Raw genomic sequence first — 24,199 nt, forward strand, 5'->3', positions numbered from 1 at the left:
CGCGGCGTCGGCGAGGTGGCGCAGGAGGGCGGCGGTGGCGGGCGGGTCGGGCGGCTCGCCGTGGACGGCCGCGGTGATCCGCCGGGCCTGGCCGGGCAGGCGGACCGTCCGGACGCCCGGATCCCGGACGGCGCGCAGGGCGAGGCCGGGCAGGGTCGTCACGCCGAGGCCCTGCGCGACGAGCGCCTGCACCGCCACGTAGTCGTCGGTGGTGAAGGCGACGTCCGGGGTGAAGCCCTCGTCCGCGCAGGCGTGCACGAGCCGTTCGCGGCAGCGCTCGCAGCCGGAGATCCAGCGGGCGGACGCGTGGTCGGCGAGGCGGTCGCCCGGCGCGTCCCGCGGGACGACGAGGTGGACGGGGTCGGTCAGCAGGTCCACGCGGCGCAGGCCGTCCGGGCCGTCGGACGGGCCGTCGGGGTGGGCGAACAGCACCGCGACGTCGATCTCGCCCGCGCGCAGCGCCCGGACCGCCTCGGGCGGCTCGGCCTCGCTCAGCCGCAGCTCGACGCCGGGGTGGGCGGCGGTGAACGCGGCGGCGGCGCGCGGGACGAACGTGCCGAGCGCCGACGGGAACGCGGCGAGCCGGACGCGCCCGGCGCGCAGGCCGGTGTGCGCGGCGAGCTCGGCCTCGGCCGCGTCCAGCCGGCCCAGGATCTCCTCCGCGCGTTCGGCGAGCACGCGTCCCGCGCCGGTCAGCCGGACGCCCCGTCCGACGCGCTGCACGAGCCTGCTCCCGGTCTCGGCCTCCAGCCGCGCGAGGTGGTGGCTGACGGACGGCTGCGCGTAGCCGAGCGCGCGGGCGGCCTCGGTGACCGAGCCGTGCCGCGCCACGGCGGCCAGCACGCGGAGTCGGACGACGTCGAGCATGACTCGAACGTATCAACGAGCTCGATGCGTTACAGAGAGGATTGGCATTGGACCTATGGGTCGCGGGACCCGGACCATGGGACGCATGCGACCTCCCACGTTCGACGACGTCCTCGCCGCCCGCGACCTGCTGTCCTCCCGGCTGCCCGCGACGCCCCAGTGGTCCTACCCCGCGCTGGACGAGGCGGCGGGCGCGTCCGTCGTGGTGAAGCACGAGAACGTCCAGCCCACCGGAGCGTTCAAGGTGCGGGGCGGGCTGACGCTGCTCGCCGGGCTCGCGCCGGAGCGGCGGCGGCGCGGCCTGGTGACGTACTCGACGGGCAACCACGCCCAGTCGATCGCGTACGCGTGCGCCGAGTACGACGCGCCCTGCACGGTCGTCATGCCGGAGACTGCGAGCGAGGAGAAGGTACGCGCGACGCGCGGGTACGGTGCGCGGGTGCTGCTGAGCGGCGCGGACATGGCGGGGGCGCAGAAGGCGGCGGAAGCCCTCGCCGACGAGTTCCTGCTGGTCAGCCCGGGTGACACGGCCGCGCTGATGGCCGGGGTCGGCACCGCCTACCTGGAGCTGCTGGAGGCGTGCCCGGACCTGGACGCCGTGGTGGTGCCGGTCGGGTCCGGCACCGGCGCCGCGGGGGCCTGCCTGGTCGCCGCCGCCGTCGCGCCGCACTGCCGGGTGATCGCCGTCCAGTCCGCGTCCTCCCCCGCCGCGCACGACTCGTGGCGGGCCGGGGACACCGTCGAACGCCCCAACCGGACGGCCGTCGAGGGCCTGGCGACGGGCCGCGGCTTCACGCTGCCGCAGAGCCTGCTGCGCGCCGGGCTCGCCGAGTTCCGGCTGGTGTCGGACGAACAGATCCGCGCGGCGCAGCGCGTCCTGGCCACGCACGCGCACACCCTCGCCGAGGGCGCGGGCGCGGCGGCGCTCGCGGCGGTCCTCGCGGCCCCGGACGACTTCGCGGGCCGCCGCGTCGCCGTCGTCTGCACCGGCGGCAACGCCTCCCGATCCGAAATCGCGGCACTCGCCTGAGAATTCGGTTTTGGGACTGTCCGCCGGGCCCGCCCGCGGTTACCGTCGTCCGGTGGACGAGACGTATCGAGAGCCGTACTTCGACGAGGCGCTGGCCCGTCCGAAGGCCGTACGCGTGGGCCAGGCGGTGTGGCTGGGCGGCACGACGGCCGCCACCCCGGACGGCCCGGCCGGCGGGACCGACGTGGTCGCCCAGGCCACCGAGGTCATCCGGCGCGTCGACATCGCGCTGCGTCAGGTCGGCTCGGCCCTGGACGAGGTCGTCCGGATCCGCGTGTACCTCACCGACATCGGCCGCCGCGCGGAGATCGTCACGCTGCTCCGCCGGTTCTTCCCGCACCGCCCGGCGACGACGATGGTCGAGGTCGGCGCGCTCCTCGCCCCCGAGCTGCTGGTGCAGATCGAAGCCGACGCCATCGTCCGCCCCTGACGACCCGCGTTCTGCCGACCCACGCCTGAGGACCCACGCCTGAGGACCCGCGGTGCGGGTCGGGGCTCCCGGCCGGTCGGTGCTCCCCATGCCGGGTCGTCCCGCGAGGGGTCGGTCAGTGCGGCGACGAGGCGGTCACTTGCTCGGCGAGGCGGTCAGTTCGCCGACGAGGCGCGCGAGGTCGTGTTCGTCCTCGGCGGCTCGCCGCCAGCCGAAGCCCGAGAGCCCGACGGGCGCGTCGCCGTAAAGGAGTTCCCGCAGCTCGGGCAGGAGTTCGGCGGCGGCCGGGCCGAGGTCGCGCAGGGGCTCGGCCAGCCACCGCCCGAAGCCGCCCTGCCGGAGTTCGTCGCGCAGCGCGGCGACGAGCGGCCCGGACTCGCCGGTGATCCGGAAGAGCGCGTGCGCGGCCGTCATCCGATGGACCGGGTCGAGCAGGGCGCGGACCCGCGGTTCGAGGCTCGCGGCGGCGCGTCCGGCCAGCCCGGCGAGTTCGAGGGCGTTCACCGTGTACATGCCGGCGTCCAGGGCGTCGGCGGCGGCCCGGACCGCGATCCCGGTCTCGCCCCGCTCGAGCAGCAGGCGGGCCGCGTCGATCCGCCTGCGGTCCACGTCCGCTTCCGGGGCGGACTCCGGCGGGGGCGCAGCGGCGGCGGCCCGCAGCGCGGGAAGCAGTCCGTCCAGCGGGAGACCGTGGCGGAGGGCCGTGCGCGCGGCCCGCACCGGGTCTCCGCCGGACGCCGCCGCGGCGACGCGGTCGGCCAACTGGCCGCCGTCCCCGGTGATCGCGGCGACCGCCTCCGCGCACAGGAGCCGACGTTCCCAGGGGCCGTCCGCGTCGCGGACGCGCTCCAGCACGGGCACCGCCGCCGACGCCGCCGGGCCGATCCTCCCCAGCGCCCGGACGGTCCACCAGCGGTCGACCGGGACGAGCGGGAGCAGTTCGGGCACCGCCGCCGCGGCGTCCGGCCCCCAGTGGTGGATGATCCTGGTGAGGGCATGGGCGTCGTTGTCCCGCAGCATGTCGGGGAACGGAGTATCGGCGTGGCCGCCCTCCTTCGACCACCAGGCGGCGAGCCGCCGCCGGACGGCCCCGAGCAGCACGTCGTCGCAGGGGACGTCCCTGTCGACCACCAGGTGCAGCGCGCGGTTCACGTCACGGCCCGCGTCGAGGGCGCGGACGAGCGGCTCCCGCCAGCGCTCGTCGTCGAGCTCGATCAGCACGGCCAGCGCGGTCCGGAACAGGAGCAGGTCATCGGTGTCGCCGGATACCGGACCCCGTGGCAGGTCGCGGGACCGGAGGGCGGTGCGCGCGGCGCGGGCGGCCAGGGCGTCGGCCGCCAACGGAGCGGCCTCGCGGACCTCCCGGACGGTCTCGGCGGCCTCCCGCCGCACCCGCGGGTCGCGGTGGTCGACGCAGCGGGCGAGCAGCGGCGCCAGTTCGGCGCGGGCCGAGCGCGACCGTCCGCACCGCTCGCGCAGCGCGTTGACCGCGGCGCGGGCGGCCTCGTCCGTGCCCTGGTCGAGCATGGTGCGGCAGCACGCGGCGAAGGACGGCGTGTCGAGGCGCAGCACGATGTCCTCGAAGGGGGTGGCGGACCAGATCCAGTCCGGCAGGGGGTCGCCGTCCGTCCAGCAGTCGGCGAGGGTCGCGGCCGACGCGTCCGTCCAGGGCAGCCCGGCGGCGGACGCCGCCCAGAGCGCTCCGGCGCGCACCGGGTGCGGACGGTCGGGCGCGAGCTCGTCGGCCAGCCGGTCGGCGCAGGCGTCGGGGGCGAGGCGTCCGGCGGCGGCGAGCAGGGCCGCCACGACGACCGGCTCGTCCTCGGCCTCGCGGCGGGCCCACAGGGCGGGGAGCACCCGGTCGGCGGTCTCGGGCGGCAGGTGGCCGAGCAGCCCGGCGGCGGAGTGGCGGACCTCGGCGTCCGGGTCGTCCAGGTAGGTGAGGAGCAGGCCGACGTCGCGGAGCAGCGCCGCCCGGACGTCGGCGAGGACGTCCGGGGACGCGTTCTCGGTTTCGGCGATCACGGAGAGCAGGTGGACCAGGCTCGCGCGTTCCCTCTCCGGGGTGGCGGGGTCGGCGGCGGCGCGGGCGAGGAACGGGACGGCGTGGGGCGTCGAGGACGGGCGAGGAACGGGACGGCGTGGGGCGTCGAGGAGTACAGCGTCCCCTGGTGGTGGACGGTGCCGAACAGCTCGTGGACCGCCTCCTCCCGCACGCCGGGGTCGGGGGCGGTGACGGCGGCGAGCAGCCGCGGGAAGCCGTCCGCCGGGCCGTACGCGTCCTGGAGCGACCCCCAGTCGATCTCGTCGATCCCCGTGGTCATCCGCCGCCGCCCTTCCGTCCCGCCGTCCGTCGGCGGAAGCCTAGCCACGACCTACGACACGGCCGAGGGGGCGGTCGGCAGGCTCCAGGCATCGCAGCGGGAACGGTCACCCGGAATGGCAGACTGGCGGCGTGCTGGAACCTGGCCGTCCCGACCACGACGCCATGGACGCGCCGTCCTCGGGCGCGACCGACGAGCCCGCCGACCTGGTGTCCGCGCCGTCCGCGCCGTCCGAGCCGTCCGAGCCGTCCGCGCGTCTGCTGGCGTGGGTCACGCACGTCACCGGCGGGCCGGTCGCGGTCGTTCGGGCGTTCGCGGGCGGCACCCACGCGGCCACGAGCCTGCTCCGCACCCCGTCCGGTCCCCTGGTGCTGCGCGCGTTCCCGCCCGGCGACGACGCGGCGGCGACGGAGGAGGACGTCCTGACCTCGCTGGACGGCCTCGCGGGCTGGGTGCCGGGCCTGGTCGCCGCCGACCGCGACGGCTCGCGCGCCGGACGTCCCGCGACGCTGATCACCCTGGTGCCCGGCCGCGCCGACATCCGCCCGGACGACCCGCAGCGGGCCGCCGTCCAGCTCGGCCGCGCCCTGGCGCGCGTCCACGCCACGGACCTCGCGCCGCTCACGCGGCTCCGGAACGGTCTGGCCGACTCTTACCCGCCGTCCCTCCGGCGGGGTCCGGCCGCGCCGCTGGTGACCGAGTTCGCCGGGACGCTGGCGGCCGAGCCGCGCGTGCTGACGCACCGCGACTTCTGGTCGGGCAACGTCCTGTGGGCGGACGACGGAACCCTCACGGGCGTGGTCGACTGGGCGGGGGGCTGCCTCGCGCCACGCGGTTTCGACGTGAGCTGGTGCCGCCTCGACCTGCACCTCCTGCACGGCCCGTCCGCGGCGGACGCGTTCCTCGACGCGTACGAACGGGCCTCCGGCGTCCGGGTCACCAACGTGGCGGCGTGGGACCTGTTCGCCGTCCGGAACTCGCACCTCTGGGTGGAGACCTGGACGGACAACTACGTCCCGCTGGGCCGTCCGGACCTGACGCCCGCCGCGCTGCGCGCCCTGCACACCGAGTGGACGACGCGCTGCCTGGACGCCTTCTACCGGTCCTGAAACGTCGCGCAGAGCCGGATCAGCCGCGGCACGAGGTCGGCGAGGACGAGCTCGTCCGCCGGGTCCGGCGGGTCGGACGGCGCGTACTCCGTGATGCCCAGTCCCACCACCTCACGCCCCGATGCCAGGACGCTGACCTGCGACAACAGCTCCTCCGGCGAGAGACCGCCGGGCTCGGGGCAGCCGACCGAGGCGAAGCCGTCGAGGACGTCCAGGTCCAGGTGGACGTACAGGACGGCGTCGTCGCGAAGGTTTCGCGGGTCGCCGAAGCGCTCGCGGTCGAGGTGGTCGCGCTCGGCCGGGTCCAGGGCGCGCACACCGGACAGGAGCACCTGCGACGGCCGCAGCGGCACCGGCGGGACGAGGTCGTCCGGGCCCTCGCCGAGCAGCGTCCGCAGGACCATGCCGTGGAACGCGCCCGAGGGCGACGACTCCGGCGTGTTGAGGTCGCCGTGCGCGTCGAACCAGACGACCGTCAGGCGGTCGCCGTAACGGCGCGCCGCCGCCGCGACCGGTTCGAGCTCGACGCCGCAGTCCCCTCCGACCGTGACCGTGAAACTCCGCTCGGGCAGGGCGTTCCGGACGCGCGAGGCCGTCTCCGCGAGGGATTCCCCGGGCGTGACCCGCACGTGCTCGCAGGGCGCGTCGGCGCTGACCAGCGCGGCGATCCTGGCGGCGCCCTCGACCAGTTTCCGCGCGTCCGGGGAGGACGAGCCCTGCCACTGCGGCACTTCGACGACGGTGAACATCACGGTCCTTCCGGTGGGGTGGGCAGTAGTGTCGTCGGCGTCGTCCTCGAAGGTCCACTTAGTGTTCCTGCGACTGTCCGTAAGGCTGGCTTGATGTTGGATCCGACGCGCCTGCGCCTCCTGCGCGACCTCGCCGAGTACGGGACCATGACCGCCGTCGGCGAGGTGAACGGCATGACCTCGTCCGCGGTGTCGCAGCACCTGGCCCGGCTCGAACGGGAGGCCGGGGTGCGGCTCTTCCACCGGGCCGGACGGCGCGTCCGGCTGACGGCCGAGGGGAACCGCCTGGTCGGGCACGCGCACACCGTGCTGAACGCCCTCGACGCGGCGGAGAAGGATCTCCGCGAGGCGGGAACGCCGCGCGGCCCGGTGCGTGTCGCGACGTTCGCCACGGCCGCCGTCCGTGACCTGCTGCCGGCCGTCCGCGCGGCGAGGACCCGCTTCCCCGAGCTGCGCGTCGTCATCCGCGAACTCGAACCCGCCGACGCGGTCGCGGCCCTGCGGGAGGAGCACTGCGACCTGGCGATCACCTACGCCTACAGCCTGCTTCCGGAGCCCGCGCCGGAGGGCCTGGACGTCCGGACGGTGCGCAGCGAACCCGTCCTGGTCGCGCTTCCCGCCGGGCACCCGGCCGCGCGGGACCTCGTCGACCTGCGGGAACTGGCCTCGGAGCCGTGGATCGTCGGCTCGCGCGGCACCGCCGACCACCGGCTCATCGAGCGGGCCGCCGCGCTGGCGGGCTTCCGTCCGGACACCGGGCACTCGGCCGACGACTACGCGCTGATCCTCCAGATGGTCCGGCACGGGCTGGGCGTCGCGCTGGTGCCGGAGAGCGGCGCGGACGGCGCGCCGCCGGACGTCGTGCTCCGGCCGCTCGCCGACCTGCCCCTCAGCCGCGCCGTCCACGCCCTGACCCGGCACTCCACGCTCGCCGTCCGGGCCGTCCTCGACCTGCTAGCGGGCGAGGGCGGTGAGGTGCCCGTGCAGGACGCGGTGGCCCTCCGGGGTGGGGTGCAGGCCGTCGGCGAGGAGGTCCGGACGGTCGCGCAGGGCGTCCCACATGTCGATGTGGTCGATGTGGTTCGCGGCGCACCAGGCGCGGACGGACTCGCGTAGCGCCTCGGCGCGCGCGAGCGTGAAACGCAGCTCTCCGTAGACGGGTGCGTTCGGCTCGTCCACCCAGGTGGGGCCGAGGACGACGAGGCGCGCGTTGTGTTTCATGGCGGTGCGCGCGAGGGCTTCGAGGTTGTCGGCGACGTCCGCGAGCCAGCCGTCGCCGCTGTCGGGACGGGCGGAGTCGTTGATGCCCGCCGCGACGACGAGGGTGTCGGGCAGGCGGGCGGGCAGCAGCGCGGGAAGCTGCTCGCGGACGTCGTCCAGGGAGCTGCCGGGGATCGCGACGTTGAAGACGCGGTGGTCGGTCTCGTTCGCGGCCAGGTGCTCGGACGCCAGGCGCGCCGCCCATCCGCCGGAGGGGTCGCAGCGCCCGTACGCGATGCTGTCCCCGGCGATCACGATCCGGGCGGCGGGACGCAGCGGCCTCGCGTCCACGTAGGCCCAGGCCGTCTCACCGGACGTGAGGCGCACGCGCCGCCGGACGTAGTCGTCCACCTCGTAGGCGTCGGCGGCGGCGAGATCGTCGTCGGTGAGGTGCAGGACGGCGCCCTCGACCTCCGCGCCGATCTCGCGCGTCAGCGTCAGGTGCACCTCCAGGCCGCTCGTCGCGACCACGTCCGGGTCGGTGATCCGCAGCGGCCGGGTCGCGTACCCCGCGAGCGCCGCCGGGAAGCGCGGGACGGCCTGCCCGAAGAGCTTGGTCTGCACCCGCTCGTCCAGCAGCGTGCCGAAGGAGAACAGGGCGTGCGGACGGGACGGACTCACCACGCGGACCGGGCCTTTCTTCCAAGAACGACCGGATCAGCCTACCGACCGCCGTCCCGCCCCTTCCCCCGGTCGCCGCCGGGCCGCACCGCTGGAGCGGTCAGGGGAGGATGCCCTTCAGGAAGTCAGCCGTGGCCTCGCGGAGGTCGGCGAGCGACGGCACGCTGCCCGCTCCCGCGAGGGCGTCGAAGAGGACGCCCTCGTGGAAGGCGACCAGGCGCCGGGCGTGGGCGGCGGGATCGGGAGAGCCCGCGGCGGTGACGAGCGCGACGAGCGGTTCGCGGAAGCGCCGTCCGGCGCGGTCGTAGATCTCGCGCAGCTCGGGACGGCGGTTGGCCTCGAGGGCGAGTTCGTAGCGGGCGAGCGCGCGGCGGCGGGCGCTGGTGAGCTGGACGTGCAGCGCCCGCGCGACGATCTCGGTGAGCTCGTCGCGGCCGAGGCCCGGCGGGACGGGCAGGTCGGCGAGCAGCGCCGCGTCGTCCAGCTCGGTGAGCCGGGTCAGGGCGAGTTCGAGGAGCGCCAGGCGGGTGCGGGCGACGTTGGAGGTCGAACCGGGGGCGAGTCCGGCCGCCTCGTCCACGGCCCGGTGGGTGAGGCCGCGCATCCCCCGGTCGACCAGCAGGGCGATGGCGGCGTCGGCGACCGTCTCGGCTCGTGAAGTCACCCCCCCAAACTACCGGTGTAGTGAAGCCCGCGTTACAGTGCCCACAGGAGAACTACAGACGTAGTGAGCGGGAGGCGGGCATGGCCGCACGGACGGCGATCGTGGTGGGCGGCGGCATCGGCGGGCTGACCTCGGCGGTGGCGCTCGCGGACCGGGGCTGGGAGGTCACGCTGGCCGAGCGCGCGCCCTCGCTGGACCCGGTCGGCTCGGGCCTGGCGCTCGGGCCGAACGCGCTGCGCGCCCTCGACACGCTCGGGCTCGGCGACCCGGTCCGGGAGCTGGCGGCGTTCCAGGGGGACGCCGGTATCCGGCGGGCGGGCGGGGCCTGGCTCAGCCGGACGAGCGCGGAGGCCGCCGTCGCCCGGTACGGCGACCCGACCGTCCTGCTGCTGCGGTCCGCGCTCGTGGACCTGCTCACCGGGCGGCTCGACCGGGTCGAGACGCTGCTCGGCACGACCGTGACCGGCGTCGATCCGGACCTCGGGGTCGTCCGGACCGACGACGGCCGGGAGCGGCGGGCCGACCTGGTCGTGGCGGCGGACGGCATCCACTCGCCGATCCGCGCGACCGCGTTCCCGGACCATCCGGGGCCGCAGTACGCGGGCGTGACGGCGTGGCGGTTCGTGGTGGAGGCCGACGAGCCCCCGACGCCGTCCGAGACCTGGGGACGCGGGCTGGTCTGCGGGGTCATGCCCCTCGCCGGGAACCGCGTGTACTGCTACATGACGGCCGTGGCACCGGCGGGCGCGTCCGCGCCGGACGGGGAGAAGGCCGAGCTCACGAGGCTGTTCCGGTCGTGGCACGCGCCGATCCCCGAGCTGGTGGAGAGGGCCGGGCCGATCCTGCGCAACGACGTCTTCCACCTCGCCCAGCCGCTGCCCGCCATGCACCGGGGGCGGGTCGCGCTGCTCGGCGACGCCGCGCACGCGATGACGCCGAACCTCGGACAGGGCGCGTGCCAGGCCATCGAGGACGCCGTCGTCCTCGCGCACGAGCTGACCGGCGGCGGCGGGCTGCCCGCGTACACGAGGGCGCGACTGCCGAGGACGTCCGCGATCGTGGAGCGGTCGGCGCGGATCTCCCGGCTGACGAGGCTGAGCCATCCGGTCGCCGTCGCGGCGCGGGACGCGGCGATCCGCGCGCTGGGCCTGCTCGGCCCGACGGCGCTGCTGCGGCAGGGCGACTCGGTCTTCGACTGGACGCCCCCGCGCGACAGCCCGACGCGGTGACGACGCATCCGTGGCCGTGGCCGTCATGTTCAGCGGCCGGGCCGGTGTCTAGACTCCGGAGGCATGGCCGAGGCGTACTTCGATGCCACCGAGCGGGCGCACCTCTGCGACCTGCTGGAAGAGCTCGGGCCCGAGGCCCCGACGCTCCTCGATCCGTGGACGACCCGGGACCTGGCGGCGCACCTGGTGCTGCGGGAGCGCGACCACCTCGCGGCCCCCGGCCTGGTGATGCCCGGTCCGTGGAGCCGGTTCGCCGAACGCCGCAGGCTGGCGCTCGCACAACACCACTTCTCCGAACTCGTCGCGACGCTCCGCTCGGGGCCGCCGCCGGGCCCGTTCCGGCTCGGATGGATGCGCCAGGGCCCGAACCTGAACGAGTTCTTCGTCCACCACGAGGACGTCCGGCGGGCGAACGGCGGGCGTCCGCGAACGCACGGTCACGCGATGGACGAGGCCCTGTGGGAGAACCTCGGCCGCGCCCCGTGGCTCCTCTCCCGGCGCCTGCGCGGCGTGGGCCTGGAGTTGCAGTGGGCGGGCACGGTCAGGACCGTCCAGGCCCGCCGCGGCAACCCCACCGCGCGCCTCACCGGAGCCCCCGGCGAGCTGATGCTCTACCTGTTCGGCCGCAAGGACGCGGCGGAGGTGGAGATCAGCGGCCCCACCCGCGCCGCCCAAGCCGTCCGCTACACCCACTTCGGCCTCTAGGGACCGAAGGCGCAGGACAGGCTCACCGACCGAAGCGTCCCGCCTTCACGCCCCCGAGAAGTTTCGTGAAGTCGCCAGGCGCGAGCAAGAGATGCCCAGCTTGCGGGTCTTTACTGTCCCGCACGCCGATCCCCAGGGGGAAGGACGCCAACTCAACACAGTCCGAATTCGCGCCAAGGCTGTGGCTCGACTTACGCCAGGTGGGGATCACGCCACCGAGTCCGCACCGCTTTCTCGCTTCACGCTAGCGAGCAGGAGCGCCAACTCAGCGCGGGCGAGTAGGAGGTGACCCGCCTTCGGAGCCTTGCTGTCGCGGACGCCAATCCCCTTCGAGAGGGACGCCAGCTCGACGCAGTCCGAGTTCTCCACTCCGTGACTGTAGCTGGACTTACGCCAGATGGGAGTCATGCCTCCGACTGTGCGCCGCGATCCGCCTTCACACAAGCCAGCAGTGCGCCGAACTCCGCGTCCAGAAGCATAAGGTGACCAGCCTGCGGGGCCTTGCTGTCCCGGACACCCACTCCCATCGAGAAGTTCGCCAGCTCCACACAGTCGGAGTTCTCGTCGTGGCTATGGCTGGACTTCCGCCAAGTGGGGGTCATGGCTCCGACTGTGCGCCGCAGTCCGCCTTCACACAAGCCAGCAGGGCACCGAACTCCGCGTCCAAAAGCACAAGGTGACCAGTCTGCGGGGCCTTGCTGTCCCGCACGCCGATCCCCAGGGAAAAGGACGCCAACTCGACACAGTCCGAATCCGAACCGTGGCTGTGGCTGGACTTTCGCCAGGCGGGGGTCATGCCTCCGACTGTGCGCCGCGATCCGTCTTCACACAAGCCAGCAAGTCGGCGAACGCGGCTGGGGCGAACTCCACATGGCCGACGTCTGGAGCCTTGCTGTCACGGACGCCGATCCACCCACTCAGTGCCGCCACCTCAACGCACTGTCCACCGGCGTCATCACTGTGCGACGACTTGCGCCAAGAGGTCATCTGAACAGTCCCATCGTGTACTCGATCAGGGCGTACGACTGTCGCTCCGGAAACGCCCGCGCGTTGATGTTGTTGAGTTGCACGCGCGCCTGCTGCACCTCGGGCCTTCGCTCGTAGACCCTACCCATGCGTCCCGCCTCGAAATAGGCGACCTCCTCGTCCCTCGAATTCATGATGGAGAGCGAGCCGGGAACTGACACCCAGCCCGCCGAGACAGGAAGGACGCGAAGGCTCACGTTCGGCAGGCGGGAGATCTCCAACAGATGAGCATGTTGCCCCCGCATCACCGCCGCATCGCCTACCTGCCACACGAGGGCGGGTTGAGCGAGCACCATCCACAGCTTCGGCGGCTTCGGACGGGTGAGGATCCGCTGACGTTCGAGCCTCTTGGCGACCTCCGCCTCGACGTCCTCCACGACGCCGCCCGCCTCGAAGAGCGCGCGCATGTAGTCCTCGGTCTGAAAGAGCCCGAAGACCAGGTCCGAGTTGAACCCCTCGATCGTCTCGGCCTTGCGCTCGTGGTCAAGGTAGGCGCCGAGCCTCGTGTGGTCGTAGCCGTCGGTCGCATACCCGTGGAGGGTCGCGAGCAGGCCACCCGTACTCCACGCCTCGTCGAGCGCGACGAGTTCCGCGCGGCGTGGACGGCGACGGCCTGCCTCCCAGTTTGAAACATGGGAGCGCGAGACGTTGGCCGTGCGTGCCACCTGTTCACACGTCCAGCCGTGCCTTACGCGGAGTATCCGCAGCTGAACGGCTATGAGGTCCCACGTGGACGCCTGTGGGTCGAGCAGATCCATGCCGGTCATGGGCCCCGCCTCCTCGCTCCGCCGGATGTTTCAGTACATCCGAATGCGTAATCACCGTAAGCACGGAGAGTCACGCTCGTCTTGAAGTTACGCAAAGAGACGAGACCAAGACGGTGGGTGATCTTCATGGGTGGGCGTGCGCGGGATCTTCCGTTCGGTGGGGCGTGCCTCTGGGAGCTTCCCTGTGACGCTTCGGCGGCCGGGCGGGCGCGGGGACTGCTCGGGGCGGCGATGGCGGAGGCCGGGTTCGACGCCGCCGTGGTCGATGACGCGGTGGTCGCCGCCAGTGAGCTGGTCACCAACGCCTACCGGCACGCCACCGGCGCGGTCGAGCTCTGGGTGTGGGCCCGGACGCGTCCGCGCGCGCAGCTCGTCGTCTCCGTCTTCGACGGGAGCCGTGCGGCGGTTCCGCGTCCCCGCGACGGGGACCTTCTCGCGGAGACCGGGAAGGGGCTCGGCATCGTGGAGGCGCTCACCTCCGGCTGGAGCAGCCACCCCTCGCGGTCACGGCTCGCGCACACGCCGATGCTCGGCAAGGCGACCTGGTTCGTCCTCCCCCTCCCCGAGCGGTGGCCGCGTCCGCCGTGGAGCATCGCGCCCGGGGTCGCGGCGCAGCGGCTGGTGGACGTGCTCGCCGCGCGGGGCCTGCGACCGTCGCGGGCGAGCGACAGCGCGGGTGTCTCCATCGTCTCCGTGGAGAGCCTGAACGTCTGGGTCTGCCCGCTCACGTTCTCGTGGCGCGACTCGTCCGGCGTCTACCTGCGGCTTCCGCTGATCGACCTCCAGGAGGCCGGGGAGCGGATCGTCCGGACCCTGGAAACGGCCTCGGCCGGGGCGGGGGTCTGCCCTACCGGGAAACCTGGGGGTGGCTGCGATGCGCCCGGGGACGCGGGCGCGGTGGGATCTCCGTCATGAATCAAACGATCTTTCGGCGGGTCCGGGTTCCGGTGGCGGGGGCGGTCGTGCTCGCGCTGGCCGGCGGGACGGCCACCGCCGTCGCCAGGACGCCGGACAAGGCCGCCACCGTGTGGACGCAGAGCTGGGGCGCGGCGATGCAGCGTCCGATCGCCGGGGACGAGGACTCCGGCCAGAACTGGTCGATGGAGGGCTTCGCGAAGCAGACGCTCCGGCAGGTGGTGCGGCTGAGCAGCGGCGGGACGCGGGTCCGGGTGCGGATCTCCAACCTGTACGGGAAGAACCCGCTCAAGGTGGACGCGGCGGCGGTCGCCCGGTCGGCGGGCGGGGCGAAGGTGTGGCCGGGCAGCAGTGTGCGGCTGACGTTCGGCGGACGGAGCGCCCCGATGGTCCGGCCGGGCGCGGAGGCGGTCAGCGACCCGCTGCCGTTCAGGACCGCGCCGCTGGAAAAACTGGCGATCACGCTGAGGTTCGGGGCGCCGACCGGGCCCGCGACGTTCCACCTGTTCGGGGGCCGTCCCGCCTTCCTCGCGTCGGGCGACCACCTGACGGACGTGGGGTCCGCGGCGTACGCGAAGAGCACGAACTCCACCTATTTCCTCTCCGGCGTCGATGTGAGCGGCGGCCGGAGCGCCGGGACGGTCGTGGCGTTCGGGGACTCGCTGATCGACGGCGTCGGGTCCACGCCGGGCGCGGACGCGGCCCTGCCGGACCTGCTGGCCGAGCGCCTGTCGGGGACGTCCCGTCCGGTGGCCGTGGTGAACGCGGGCATCGGCGGGAACCGGCTGCGCCACGACTCGCCGTGCGCCGGGGAGAAGGCCACGGCGCGGTTCCAGCGGGACGTCCTGGACCGGCCCGGCGTGCGCGTCGCGCTCGTCCACCTGGGCGCGAACGACCTGCGGGAGTCCCCCGGCGACCCGTGTCTCGGGAACACCGGCCCCTCGACGGCGCGGCAGGTCATCGAGGCGCAGCGGGAGTTGGTGAGGGCGGCCCACGCGCGCGGCGTGAAGGTCGTCGGCGCGACGATCCTGCCGATGCGGTCCGCGCTGTTCCCGGTGTGGTCGCCGACGGTGGAGAAGGCGCGCGTCGAGGTCAACAGGTGGATCCGGACGAGCCGCACGTTCGACGCCGTCCTGGACGTGGACCGGGCGATCGCCGATCCGGCCGCCCCGGACCGTCCGCTGGTCGCGTACGTGTACGAGGACGGTCTGCACCCGAACGACGCGGGCTACCAGGCGATCGCCCGCGCGCTGCCGGGCCTGCCGCGCTGACCTGGGCGGACGGCCGGTCCGGCCGCCCCCGGCGCGCGGTCAGCGAGGGACCGGGACGGCGGCGTTGATGAGCTGCTCGGCGGTGAAGTGCGCCTTGTCCACGGCGTCCTCGACGTTGCCGAGGGCGTTGGTGGAGATCGCCCCCTCGTACACCAGGAGGAGCTGGTCGGTGAGGAGGGCGGGGTCGGGGGCTCCGCTCTCCTGGGCGAGCTGGAGCACGCAGTCGCGCAGGGCGCTCTTGTACGCCTGGACGACCGCGCGCGCCGGGTGGTCGGGTTCGGCGAGCTCGGCGAGGGCGTTGACGAAGGAGCAGCCGCGGAACCGGGACTGGGACCTCGCCCATTCGGACAGCGCGTCGAAGACGGCGAGCAGGCGGGCGCGCGGGTCGTCGCCCGCGGCGTCGATGGCGCGCTGGAGGCGGAGCTGCCAGCGGGTCTCGCGGCCCTCCAGATAGGCCATGATCAGCGCCTGCTTGCCGCCGAAGTGCTTGTAGAACGTCATCCGGGCGACCCCGGCGGTCTCGATCACCGCGTCCACGCCGGTCGAGTTGATGCCGTGCGCGTAGAACAGCTCGTCGGCGGCGTCGAGGATACGGCGGCGGGCGGGGGGCGTCGTGTCGTCGGCCATGGGTAGGACCGTACAGAACGTTCCGTCTACCCTCAAGGGGGGCATTGTGGACTACGGACTGACCGTCCGGATCGAGGAGCCGTTCGCGCGGGCCGTGCAGCGGGTCCGGGACGCCCTGAAGGACCAGGGCTTCGGCGTGCTGACCGAGATCGACGTCCGGAGCACGCTCAAGGAGAAGATCGGGGCCGAGGTCGAGGACTACCTCATCCTCGGCGCGTGCAACCCGACCCTCGCGCACCGCGCGCTGGAGGCCGACCGCCGCATCGGGATGCTGCTCCCCTGCAACGTCGTCGTCCGGACGGACGGCGACGGGACCGTGGTGGAGGCGCTGGACCCGCAGACCATGGTCGGAGTGACGGAGAAGCCCGAGCTCCAGCCGGTCGCCGACGAGGCCGGCCGACGCCTCAACGCGGCGCTCGCCGCCCTGACGGCCTGACCTTTCCGGTCGCCGAACGCCGTGACGCCCGCCCACGTCGCGGCGTTCTCTGCTTGACGGTGCGTCCCGGATGCCGCTGGCCGGTGGTGGACATCGTCCCGGTAAGGGGTTGATTGCGCACTTCGCAGCGGTGCGTCCGGGACGCCCAGATGCCTTCCGGTCACCGGCGGTCACCGGCGGCTTGACCGCTTCGGGGGACGGTTCCTAAGTTGACCACGAAAGAAAGGTTCAGTCACACCGAACGAAAGGTCGCTTCTTGACCGAGGACGGACCGGCTGTCACGGATCTCGACCGCGAACGGGCGCTGCGCAGGCCGCCGCAGCGACCGCCGACCGTACCGGCCGCGCGGACCGTGGCGCGGCGGACGGGCCATGAACCGGGCATCGCCAGGGTCGTGGCCGTCCACGTGGCGCGGGAGGCCCGACGAATCTCGGCGGGGCCGCGCCGTCTCCGGCACCGCGTGCCGCGCGTGCTGCGGCGGGCGTACCGGCGGTCGGACGCGTCCGGACGGGTCCTCGCGGACGCCGTGTCGGGCGTGCGCGGGCTCTGCGCCGCGCTCGGCCACGTCAATCCGGTCAGCAGGAGGCGGCTCGGACTGGTGCTCGGAGTCTGGCGCGACGGGGCGGGGGCGTCGTCGCGCCGGATCCGGGAGCCGCGCCAGATCCGGAACGGGAGCGTCCACCCGGCCGCGCGCCGCAGGACCGTGGAGATCGCGCCTCTCCCGGACGACTAATCGCGATGGCGTGATCGGGATTGGATGGCAGCGGATGCCCCATAAGTCGACGGGAAGATCGGTCTTCCGCGCGGTCAGCGCGCGTTCCTCAGGCGGCCGGAAGTTGTGAAGGGGCTTGGACGCCGAGCGCCAGCAGGGCGGTGTCGTCGTCGAGTCCTTCGCCGAAGCCGTCCAGCAGGCCGGTCAGGGCGTGGACCAGGGTGTCGACGGGCCCGCTCGCGTAGCCCGCGACGAATTCGCGCAGGGCTTGTTCCCCGTAGATGGTGGCGGCGCCGTGGCCTGTGCGGGCTTCGGTGATGCCGTCGGTGTAGAGCAGCAGGGCGTCTCCCGCGGCCAGGACGGTGGCGGCCGAGACGAAACGGGCTTCGGGCAGGATCCCGATCAGGCAGCCGCCGGGAGTGGCCAGGAACTCGGCCGAACCGCCGACCTCGCCATCCGGGCCGTCGTTCGGGCCGTCGTTCGGGCCGTCGCCCGGGTGGTGGCCGGCGCGGAGGACCAGGGCGGCGGGGTGACCGCCCGAGGCCAGGTGGACGGCGACCTGCCCGGTGGCGGGATCGGGCTCCAGCACGCCGAAGATCGCGGTGCAGAAGCGGGGGTCGTCTCCGCCGTAGTGCTCGTGCAGCACCGTGTTGAGGGTGGTCAGGGCCGCGGCGGGGTCGGGGTCGTGCACGGCGGCGGCGCGCAGGGTGTAGCGGGTCAGCGAGGTGACCGCGGCGGCCCGGGGGCCCTTGCCGCACACATCGCCCAGGAAGAAGGCGAAACGCCGGTCGTCCAGGGGGAAGACGTCGTAGAAGTCGCCTCCCAGCCGGTCGGGTGAGGCGGTGTGGTAGTGGGCGGCGGTCTCCATCCCCGGGATCGCGGGCAGGGCGGGCGGCAGCAGGGCCTGCTGCAGCGCCGCCATGGCCTCCTGCAGCCGGGCCCGGTCGGCCTCGGCCCGCCGCTGCGCCTCTTCGGCGGCTCGCCGGCGGCGCAGCAGTTCCCGCTCGTAGGCGCGGCGGTCCCGGGCGTCGAAGACGGTGGTGCGGATCAGCAGCGGCTCACCGGTGTCGCTGTGCTTGACCGCGCTGGACACCAGCACCGGTAGCCGCCCGCCGTCGCCGTCCCTGAGGTCCAGGGCGATGCCGCTGATCCGGCCCTGCATCTGCAGCAGCGGCGCGAAATGCGTCTCGTGGTACAGCTTGCCGCCCACGGTCAGCAGATCGGGGAACCGCATCCGCCCCACCACGGCGTCGCGGTCCAGGCCCAGCCAGTCCAGCAGCGTGGCGTTGATCCTGGCGATGGTGCCGTCCATCAGCGTCGACAGGTACCCGCAGGGCGCGCCCTCGTACAGCTCCTCGGCGCTGTCCTCCAGCAGGGCCGCGAACCTCGCGTCGGTCGCCTGGCCCTCGTCGGCTCCGTGGGGGTCCCGCCCGGCGGGGCACATCAGCGCAGACTCGACAGGAACTCGGTGATCGCCGTATTGGTGGGGACGGGAGCCGAAAGCTGCGGGCAGTGCCCGGTCGCGTCCAGGGTGACCAGCACCGAGCCGGGGACGGCCCGGTGGACGAAGGCGCCGACCTCCCGCGGGGCGATGACGTCCTGGGTGCACTCCAGCACCAGCGTGGGCACCCTCACACCCTTGAGGTCGTCGCGCGAATCCGACAGGAAGGTGGTCCGGGCGAAGACGCGCGCCATATCGGGGTCGGTGGCGCAGAAGCTGTTGGTCAGCTCCTCCCCGAGTTCGGGCCGTTCCGGGTTGCCCATGATCACCGGCGCCATCGCCGCCGACCAGCCCAGGTAGTTCGACTCCAGGGACTCCAGCAGCTCCTCGATGTCGGCGGCGCTGAATCCGCCCCGGTAGCCCTCGTCGTCGATGTAGCGCGGGGAGGGCGCCACCATCACCAGCGACCCGATGCGGTCGGGGGCCAAGCCGGCGGCCAGCACCCCGATCATCGCGCTGACCGAATGCCCCACGAACGCCACGTCGCGCAGGTCGAGAGCCTGGCACACCTCCACGACGTCCCGGGCGTACCCGTCCAGCGAGGCGTACCGCTCCGCGCGGAACGCCGAGGGGTCCGAGCGTCCCGCCCCGACGTAGTCGAACAGCACCACCCGGTGGTCGGCGGCCAGAGCGGGCACGGTCAGACGCCACATGTTCTGGTCGCAGCCGAACCCGTGCGCCAGCACCACCGTCCGTCCGTGAGGGTTTCCGGTGACCGTGACGTTGTTCCTGCACAGAATGTCCACATCTGTCATCCTCGCAGGCCCGCCCAGTGCTCCTCCCGCCGCCCGCTCCCCCGGCCCCAGGACGCCCGAGCAGGAACGAACCGCGCCGTAACTCTCTGTAGTCGACGCCGTGCTGGGGCTCGCGGTGATGACAGTCCTCCGCTTAGAAGGTCATTCCTTCATGGAGTTGAGCCGGGCGGATCGCTGAATTCGCCTTGCCAACAACCATTGCCTATTGACGACGAACGACAGGATCACCAGCAGAAACGCACCATGCACGACCGCCGACTCCACGGTGACCAAGGCACCGGCCACCATTAGGGCAACGGCGTCCGCCAGGCAGAAACCGAGGCCGACCCCGACCATTCCCCAGCCATGGAATCTGGCCGAACCGCGCCGCAGCCACCAGGGCCGCTGCAACAGCCTTCGGGCATATGCGGCGGCAGGCTCCCGGAGCCGCTCTTGAGGCACCGCTTCACCGCGCTCCACCGCACGCCTGAGGAGATCGCACTCTGCGTACTCCAGACCGTACGTCTCGCGCAGCCATGCCCAGTCCGGGTCAGCCCGGCGTTCCATCGCCCAGGCGCCCTTCGCTTCGGAGTCGTCGTGTCTCCGCATGCTCTCCTCCGGCCCGCCGTGCGGCCTCCGGAGTCGTGACCGCCGAGAGGAGAATCAGTCGCGGGCGCCGTGACCGGATCAGGCCAGCGCGGGGCCTGCGGCACCGGAGGTCCCCGCGACGATCTAGGCGGACGGCGGGTCCTCGGCGGTGACGGCCGCGATGGTGTCGCGGAGCAGGCCCGGGACGTCGGGGACGAGCAGATGGCGCCCGTCCTCGACGACCTGCCGTCCCGACACCACGACGTGCCGGACGTCGGCGGCGGTCGCGGCGAACACGGCCGTCTCCGCCGCGAACTCCGGGCCCGCGCCCGCCGTGCGCGGCGAGTCGAGCGCGACGGTGGTCAGGTCGGCGTACGCGCCGGGCTCCAGCCGTCCCGCCTCCGGCCAGCCGAGCGCGGAGTGGCCGTTCCACGTCGCGGCGGCGAGCAGTTCGGACGCCGTCCAGTGGCCCCGGACGCGGGTGCGCAGCCGCTCGTCCAGCTCGACCGCGCGCGCCTCCTCGAACAGGTCGATGACCGCGTGCTGGTCGGAGCCGAGGTTGACCGGGGAGCCCGCGTGGTGCAGGTCGCGGGCGGGGCCGATGCCGTCGGCGAGGTCGCGTTCGGTGGTCGGGCACATGCACACGCCGGTCATCGTCGTGCCGAGCAGCCCGATGTCGTCCGGCGTCAGGTGCGTCGCGTGGACGGCCGTGGTGAGCGGCCCGAGCGCGCCGCACTCGGCGAGCAGCCGGGTCGGCGTCATCCCGTACGCCTCCACGCACGCCTCGTTCTCGGCGGGCTGCTCCGACAGGTGGACGTGCAGCGGCGCGCGCCGCTCCTTCGCCCACGACGCCACGGCCCGGATCTGCTCGCGCGGGACCGCCCGCACCGAGTGGATCGCGGCCCCCACACGCGCGTGGGGACGGCCGCCCTTGTCGTTCTGCTCGTAGAGGGAGTCGACGCGCCGCGCCCAGTCCCCCGCCGACCCGTCGCCGAAGCGGAGCTGGGCGCCCGCGAGGGGCTGCCCCAGCCCGCCGGTCAGGTAGCAGGTGTCGAGCAGGGTGACGCGGACGCCCGCCGCGTGGGCCGCGTCGATGAGCGCCTCGCCCATCGCGTTCGGCTCGTCGTACGGCGCGCCGCCCGGACGGTGGTGCAGGTAGTGGAACTCGCCCACGCAGCTGACGCCGGCCAGCGCCATCTCGGCGTACACGGCCGTGGCCAGCGCGCGGTAGGAGTCGGGGTCGAGGCGCTCGGCGACCTTGTACATGGTCTCGCGCCACGTCCAGAAGGTGCCGCGGTCGGCCTGGACCCGGCCGCGGAGCGCACGGTGGAAGGCGTGGGAGTGCGCGTTGGCCAGCCCCGGGAGGGTGAGCCCGCGCAGGCGCGGCGCGTCCGGCGGGGCCGGGACGCCGCTGCTGATGCCGCTGATCCGCTCGCCGTCGGCCTCGATGAGGACGTCGGCGGCGACGCCGTCTCCGAGCCAGGCGTACTCGGCGTGCCATCGCATACCGGTCTTCTACCCCCGGACCAGGTCGGCCAGTACCGCCGCGAGGGCCTCGACCCCGGCGAGGCAGTCGGCGGTCTCGGCGTGCTCGGCGGGCGCGTGCGAGACGCCCGTCGGGTTCCGCACGAACAGCATCGCCGTCGGCAGCACCGCCGACAGCACGCCCGCGTCGTGCCCCGCGCCGGTCGGCAGGACGGGCACGCCGCCGAGCGCCCGCACCACGCGGTCGCGCAGCGCGAGGTTGAAGTCGACGACCTCGGTGTAGGACTCCTCGGTCAGCTCGACCCCGACGCCGTGCCCCCGCGCGGCGGCGCGGGCGTGTTCGAGCACGTCGGCGACCGTCGCGCGGACCGACCGCTCGTCCGGGCCGCGGCTGTCCAGCCACGCGGCGACCGCCGACGGGATCGCGTTCACCCCGCCCGGCACGACCCGCACCTTGCCGACCGTGGCGACGCTGTCGTGCCGCTCGGCGGCGGCGCGGGCCGCGAGGACGGTCGAGGCGAACGGCAGCATCGGGTCGCGGCGGTCGATCAGCCGGGTCGTCCCGGCGTGGTTGCCCTCGCCGGTGAAGTCCAGCCGCCACCGGCCGTGCGGGACGATCGCGGACGCGACGCCGACCGGCGTGGCCGGGCCGAGCGCGCGCCCCTGCTCGACGTGCAGCTCGACGTAGCAGCCGACGCGCGACAGCAGGGCGTCGTCGCGTCCGATGCCGTCCGGGTCCACGCCGTTCTCGGCCGCGACCTCGGCGAACGTGCGGCCCGCTCCGTCGGTCAGCGCGCGGGCGCGGGCCGGGTCGATCGCGCCCGCCAGCAGCCGCGAGCCCAGGCAGGCGACGCCGAACCGCGCGCCCTCCTCCTCGGCGAACGCGGCGACGCCGAGCGGACGCGCCGGCTCGACGCCCCGGGCGCGCAGCAGGTCGATCGCCGCGAACGCCGACACGACGCCGAGCGGCCCGTCGAACGCGCCGCCGCCCGGCACCGAGTCCAGGTGGCTGCCGGTCAGGACGGCGTCGTCGCGCCGCCCGTCCGCCGGATGCCACCACGCGAACAGGTTGCCGTTCCCGTCGCTCTCGACGTCGAGCGAGCGGGCGCGGGCCTCGTCGAGGAACCAGGCACGGCACTCCAGCTCGGACGGCGTCCACACGAACCGGTCGTAGCCGCCGGTGGCGGTGTCACGTCCGACGGGCAGCAGCGCCGCCCACATCTCCTCGAAACCCAACCCGTCCTCCTCAGCGGCCGGTCATGTGCGGACGGCGGTCAGTTCTCGCGCATCGGGATGCGGACGCCGCGCTCGTCGGCGACCTCCTCCGCGCGCTCGTACCCGGCGTCCACGTGCCGCATGACGCCCGTGCCGGGGTCGTTGGTCAGCACCCGCTCCAGCTTGCGGCCCGCCAGCTCGGTGCCGTCGGCGACGCAGACCTGGCCCGCGTGGATGGAGCGGCCGATGCCGACGCCGCCGCCGTGGTGGATCGACACCCAGGTCGCGCCGGACGAGGTGTTGAGCATGGCGTTCAGCAGCGGCCAGTCGGCGATCGCGTCCGAACCGTCCTTCATGCCCTCGGTCTCGCGGTACGGGGACGCGACCGAGCCGCAGTCGAGGTGGTCGCGGCCGAGCACGATCGGCGCGCTGATCTCGCCGCGCGCGACCAGGTCGTTGAAGACCGCGCCCGCCTTGTCGCGCTCGCCGTAGCCGAGCCAGCAGATCCGCGACGGCAGGCCCTGGAAGTGGACCTTCTCCCCCGCCATCTTGATCCACCGGGTCAGCGGCTCGTTCTCCGGGAACAGGTCGAGGATCGCCTGGTCGGTGCGCGCGATGTCCTTCGGGTCGCCCGACAGCGCCGCCCAGCGGAACGGGCCCCTGCCCTCGCAGAACAGCGGTCGGATGTACGCGGGGACGAACCCGGGGAACGCGAACGCGCGGTCGTACCCGGCGAGCTGCGCCTCACCGCGGATCGAGTTGCCGTAGTCGAAGACCTCGGCGCCCGCGTCCATGAACCCGACCATGGCCTCGACGTGCGCGGCCATCGACTGGCGGGCGCGGTCGGTGAAGCCCTTCGGGTCCTTGCCGCGCTCGTCGTCCCAGTCCTCGAACGCCACGCCGGACGGCAGGTACGCCAGCGGGTCGTGCGCGCTGGTCTGGTCGGTGACGATGTCGATCGGCGCGCCCCGGCGCAGCAGCTCGGGGACGACGTCGGCGGCGTTGCCGAGCAGGCCGATCGACAGCGGCTCGCGCTTGTCGCGGGCCTCGACGGCCAGCCGCAGCGCCTCGTCCACCGAGTCCGCGCGCACGTCGCAGTAGCGGTGCTCCACGCGCCGGTCGATCCGGGACGGGTCGACCTCGACGCAGATCGCGACGCCGCCGTTCATCGTCACCGCGAGCGGCTGCGCGCCGCCCATCCCGCCGAGCCCGGCGGTCAGCGTGATCGTCCCGGCGAGCGAGCCGCCGAACCGCTTGGCCGCGACGGCCGCGAACGTCTCGTAGGTGCCCTGCAGGATGCCCTGCGTGCCGATGTAGATCCACGAACCGGCGGTCATCTGCCCGTACATGGTGAGGCCCTCGGCCTCCAGGCGGCGGAACTCGTCCCAGTTCGCCCACTGCGGGACGAGGTTGGAGTTCGCGATCAGCACGCGCGGCGCCCACTCGTGCGTGCGGAAGATCCCGACCGGCTTGCCGGACTGGACGAGCAGCGTCTCGTCGCCGTCCAGGGACTCCAGCGACCGGACGATCCCGTCGAAGGAGTTCCAGTCGCGGGCGGCCTTCCCCGTCCCGCCGTACACGACGAGCTTGTCGGGGTGCTCGGCGACCTCGGGGTCCAGGTTGTTCTGGAGCATCCGGAGGGCGGCCTCCTGCGGCCAGCCCTTGGCGGTGGTGAGCTGCGTCCCGCGCGGCGCGCGGACGGGGCGGGGACCGGACATGAGGGTTCTCCTCGAAGGCTGGACGGACGACTGGACGGTCGGTTGGCCGGAAAACCGGCGGGACGGACGGGGCGCGCGGTCGCCCGCGCGCCGGCGGTCAGAAGAGCGGGCCGGTGACGGCCTCGGCGGCGGCGACGAGCGAGCCGTCCCGGACCAGCTCGGTCGCGGCGGCGATCTCCGGCGCGAGGTGGCGGTCCGGGCCGGGGCCGGGCACCC

Annotated in this window: 28 protein-coding genes and 1 pseudogene; 10 read left to right on the forward strand and 19 right to left on the reverse strand. The window is 73.9% G+C overall.

Features of this window, described 5'->3' with window-relative positions:
• Positions 1–867: LysR family transcriptional regulator (locus tag DZF91_RS17820; RefSeq protein ID WP_147341193.1), on the reverse strand; the 867-nt coding region annotated here is incomplete at its 3' end.
• Between the two features lie 85 nt (positions 868–952).
• On the opposite strand from DZF91_RS17820, the gene DZF91_RS17825 reads away from it, so the two are divergent.
• On the forward strand, positions 953–1,897 hold the full coding sequence (locus tag DZF91_RS17825; protein WP_117358609.1) for a threonine ammonia-lyase: 945 nt from the start codon (positions 953–955) through the stop codon (positions 1,895–1,897).
• 52 nt (positions 1,898–1,949) lie between these two features.
• A complete protein-coding gene (locus tag DZF91_RS17830) occupies positions 1,950–2,327 on the forward strand; it encodes a Rid family hydrolase (protein WP_117358586.1) in 378 nt (125 codons plus the stop codon).
• A 135-nt stretch (positions 2,328–2,462) separates the two neighbouring features.
• Here DZF91_RS17830 and DZF91_RS17835 read toward each other — a convergent pair whose 3' ends face one another.
• Both DZF91_RS17835 and DZF91_RS17840 read right to left on the reverse strand, forming a co-directional pair.
• The gene (locus tag DZF91_RS17835; RefSeq protein ID WP_117358587.1) at positions 2,463–4,352 is read right to left on the reverse strand and encodes a hypothetical protein; all 1,890 of its coding nucleotides are present in this window, start codon (positions 4,350–4,352) and stop codon (positions 2,463–2,465) included.
• Complete coding sequence (locus tag DZF91_RS17840) at positions 4,349–4,651, reverse strand: hypothetical protein (RefSeq protein ID WP_117358588.1); 303 nt, start codon at positions 4,649–4,651, stop codon at positions 4,349–4,351. The genes DZF91_RS17835 and DZF91_RS17840 overlap by 4 nt, the downstream gene beginning before the upstream one ends.
• A 131-nt stretch (positions 4,652–4,782) precedes the next feature.
• Here DZF91_RS17840 and DZF91_RS17845 point away from each other — a divergent pair, with 131 nt between their 5' ends.
• On the forward strand, positions 4,783–5,760 hold the full coding sequence (locus DZF91_RS17845; RefSeq protein WP_147341194.1) for a phosphotransferase family protein: 978 nt from the start codon (positions 4,783–4,785) through the stop codon (positions 5,758–5,760).
• On the opposite strand, the gene DZF91_RS17850 is transcribed toward DZF91_RS17845, so the two are convergent.
• Entirely contained in the window at positions 5,748–6,509 is a 762-nt protein-coding gene (locus DZF91_RS17850; RefSeq protein WP_117358590.1) for an arginase family protein, read from the reverse strand. The genes DZF91_RS17845 and DZF91_RS17850 overlap by 13 nt on opposite strands.
• A 93-nt stretch (positions 6,510–6,602) precedes the next feature.
• On the opposite strand from DZF91_RS17850, the pseudogene DZF91_RS17855 reads away from it, so the two are divergent.
• Positions 6,603–7,409: pseudogene (locus tag DZF91_RS17855) on the forward strand (LysR family transcriptional regulator); the annotation flags it as partial.
• A 54-nt stretch (positions 7,410–7,463) separates the two neighbouring features.
• Here DZF91_RS17855 and DZF91_RS17860 read toward each other — a convergent pair.
• A complete protein-coding gene (locus tag DZF91_RS17860; RefSeq protein ID WP_199486710.1) occupies positions 7,464–8,393 on the reverse strand; it encodes a GDSL-type esterase/lipase family protein in 930 nt (309 codons plus the stop codon).
• 97 nt (positions 8,394–8,490) lie between these two features.
• Positions 8,491–9,054 carry a TetR/AcrR family transcriptional regulator gene (locus tag DZF91_RS17865; protein WP_235834379.1) on the reverse strand — a complete coding sequence of 188 codons (564 nt, stop codon included), beginning with the start codon at positions 9,052–9,054 and terminating at the stop codon, positions 8,491–8,493.
• Positions 9,055–9,134: 80 nt separating this feature from the next.
• Between DZF91_RS17865 and DZF91_RS17870 the strand changes: the two genes are divergently transcribed.
• The gene (locus DZF91_RS17870) at positions 9,135–10,283 is read left to right on the forward strand and encodes an FAD-dependent monooxygenase (RefSeq protein ID WP_117358592.1); all 1,149 of its coding nucleotides are present in this window, start codon (positions 9,135–9,137) and stop codon (positions 10,281–10,283) included.
• Between the two features lie 63 nt (positions 10,284–10,346).
• Positions 10,347–10,988 (forward strand): TIGR03085 family metal-binding protein, encoded by a 642-nt coding sequence (locus tag DZF91_RS17875; protein ID WP_117358593.1) that lies wholly within the window; start codon positions 10,347–10,349, stop codon positions 10,986–10,988.
• A gap of 22 nt (positions 10,989–11,010) precedes the next feature.
• Here DZF91_RS17875 and DZF91_RS17880 read toward each other — a convergent pair whose 3' ends face one another.
• Genes DZF91_RS17880 through DZF91_RS17905 form a run of 6 tightly spaced genes read right to left on the reverse strand, consistent with a single transcriptional unit; the run spans position 11,011 to position 12,781 of the window.
• Positions 11,011–11,199, reverse strand: a complete 189-nt coding sequence (locus DZF91_RS17880) for a DUF397 domain-containing protein (protein WP_328589188.1) — start codon at positions 11,197–11,199, stop codon at positions 11,011–11,013.
• Positions 11,196–11,396 (reverse strand): DUF397 domain-containing protein, encoded by a 201-nt coding sequence (locus DZF91_RS17885; RefSeq protein ID WP_117358594.1) that lies wholly within the window; start codon positions 11,394–11,396, stop codon positions 11,196–11,198. Before DZF91_RS17885 ends, DZF91_RS17880 begins: the two co-directional genes overlap by 4 nt.
• On the reverse strand, positions 11,393–11,590 hold the full coding sequence (locus DZF91_RS17890; RefSeq protein ID WP_117358595.1) for a DUF397 domain-containing protein: 198 nt from the start codon (positions 11,588–11,590) through the stop codon (positions 11,393–11,395). Before DZF91_RS17890 ends, DZF91_RS17885 begins: the two co-directional genes overlap by 4 nt.
• The gene (locus tag DZF91_RS17895) at positions 11,587–11,784 is read right to left on the reverse strand and encodes a DUF397 domain-containing protein (protein WP_117358596.1); all 198 of its coding nucleotides are present in this window, start codon (positions 11,782–11,784) and stop codon (positions 11,587–11,589) included. Before DZF91_RS17895 ends, DZF91_RS17890 begins: the two co-directional genes overlap by 4 nt.
• Entirely contained in the window at positions 11,781–11,975 is a 195-nt protein-coding gene (locus tag DZF91_RS17900; RefSeq protein WP_117358597.1) for a DUF397 domain-containing protein, read from the reverse strand. Before DZF91_RS17900 ends, DZF91_RS17895 begins: the two co-directional genes overlap by 4 nt.
• Positions 11,972–12,781 (reverse strand): helix-turn-helix domain-containing protein, encoded by an 810-nt coding sequence (locus tag DZF91_RS17905; RefSeq protein ID WP_117358598.1) that lies wholly within the window; start codon positions 12,779–12,781, stop codon positions 11,972–11,974. Before DZF91_RS17905 ends, DZF91_RS17900 begins: the two co-directional genes overlap by 4 nt.
• 126 nt (positions 12,782–12,907) lie before the next feature.
• Here DZF91_RS17905 and DZF91_RS17910 point away from each other — a divergent pair, with 126 nt between their 5' ends.
• Together DZF91_RS17910 and DZF91_RS17915 are read left to right on the forward strand one after the other, a co-directional pair.
• The gene (locus tag DZF91_RS17910; RefSeq protein WP_328589189.1) at positions 12,908–13,696 is read left to right on the forward strand and encodes an ATP-binding protein; all 789 of its coding nucleotides are present in this window, start codon (positions 12,908–12,910) and stop codon (positions 13,694–13,696) included.
• Entirely contained in the window at positions 13,693–14,967 is a 1,275-nt protein-coding gene (locus DZF91_RS17915; RefSeq protein WP_117358600.1) for an SGNH/GDSL hydrolase family protein, read from the forward strand. The genes DZF91_RS17910 and DZF91_RS17915 overlap by 4 nt, the downstream gene beginning before the upstream one ends.
• A gap of 39 nt (positions 14,968–15,006) precedes the next feature.
• Here DZF91_RS17915 and DZF91_RS17920 read toward each other — a convergent pair whose 3' ends face one another.
• Entirely contained in the window at positions 15,007–15,594 is a 588-nt protein-coding gene (locus DZF91_RS17920; RefSeq protein ID WP_117358601.1) for a TetR/AcrR family transcriptional regulator, read from the reverse strand.
• Positions 15,595–15,640: 46 nt separating this feature from the next.
• On the opposite strand from DZF91_RS17920, the gene DZF91_RS17925 reads away from it, so the two are divergent.
• Both DZF91_RS17925 and DZF91_RS17930 read left to right on the forward strand, forming a co-directional pair.
• The gene (locus DZF91_RS17925; RefSeq protein WP_117358602.1) at positions 15,641–16,030 is read left to right on the forward strand and encodes a DUF302 domain-containing protein; all 390 of its coding nucleotides are present in this window, start codon (positions 15,641–15,643) and stop codon (positions 16,028–16,030) included.
• A gap of 256 nt (positions 16,031–16,286) precedes the next feature.
• Positions 16,287–16,763: a hypothetical protein gene (locus DZF91_RS17930; RefSeq protein WP_117358603.1), complete on the forward strand. Its 477-nt coding sequence runs from the start codon at positions 16,287–16,289 to the stop codon at positions 16,761–16,763.
• An 88-nt stretch (positions 16,764–16,851) separates the two neighbouring features.
• On the opposite strand, the gene DZF91_RS17935 is transcribed toward DZF91_RS17930, so the two are convergent.
• The 6 genes from DZF91_RS17935 to hutU all read right to left on the reverse strand — a co-directional run bounded on the left by DZF91_RS17935 (position 16,852) and on the right by hutU (position 23,983).
• Entirely contained in the window at positions 16,852–18,186 is a 1,335-nt protein-coding gene (locus DZF91_RS17935; RefSeq protein ID WP_117358604.1) for a PP2C family protein-serine/threonine phosphatase, read from the reverse strand.
• Positions 18,186–18,989 carry an alpha/beta fold hydrolase gene (locus DZF91_RS17940; protein WP_117358605.1) on the reverse strand — a complete coding sequence of 268 codons (804 nt, stop codon included), beginning with the start codon at positions 18,987–18,989 and terminating at the stop codon, positions 18,186–18,188. The genes DZF91_RS17935 and DZF91_RS17940 overlap by 1 nt, the downstream gene beginning before the upstream one ends.
• Before the next feature lie 150 nt (positions 18,990–19,139).
• On the reverse strand, positions 19,140–19,586 hold the full coding sequence (locus DZF91_RS17945) for a hypothetical protein (protein ID WP_117358606.1): 447 nt from the start codon (positions 19,584–19,586) through the stop codon (positions 19,140–19,142).
• 123 nt (positions 19,587–19,709) lie between these two features.
• Positions 19,710–21,071 carry a formimidoylglutamate deiminase gene (locus DZF91_RS17950; protein WP_117358607.1) on the reverse strand — a complete coding sequence of 454 codons (1,362 nt, stop codon included), beginning with the start codon at positions 21,069–21,071 and terminating at the stop codon, positions 19,710–19,712.
• A 9-nt stretch (positions 21,072–21,080) separates the two neighbouring features.
• Positions 21,081–22,286 (reverse strand): allantoate amidohydrolase, encoded by a 1,206-nt coding sequence (locus DZF91_RS17955; RefSeq protein ID WP_235834380.1) that lies wholly within the window; start codon positions 22,284–22,286, stop codon positions 21,081–21,083.
• A 38-nt stretch (positions 22,287–22,324) separates the two neighbouring features.
• Positions 22,325–23,983 (reverse strand): urocanate hydratase, encoded by a 1,659-nt coding sequence (gene hutU / locus DZF91_RS17960; RefSeq protein WP_117358608.1) that lies wholly within the window; start codon positions 23,981–23,983, stop codon positions 22,325–22,327.
• Positions 23,984–24,199 lie beyond the last annotated feature (216 nt).

The organism is Actinomadura logoneensis, assembly GCF_003428695.1.
In the GTDB taxonomy this organism is placed as follows: Bacteria; Actinomycetota; Actinomycetes; order Streptosporangiales; family Streptosporangiaceae; genus Spirillospora; species Spirillospora logoneensis.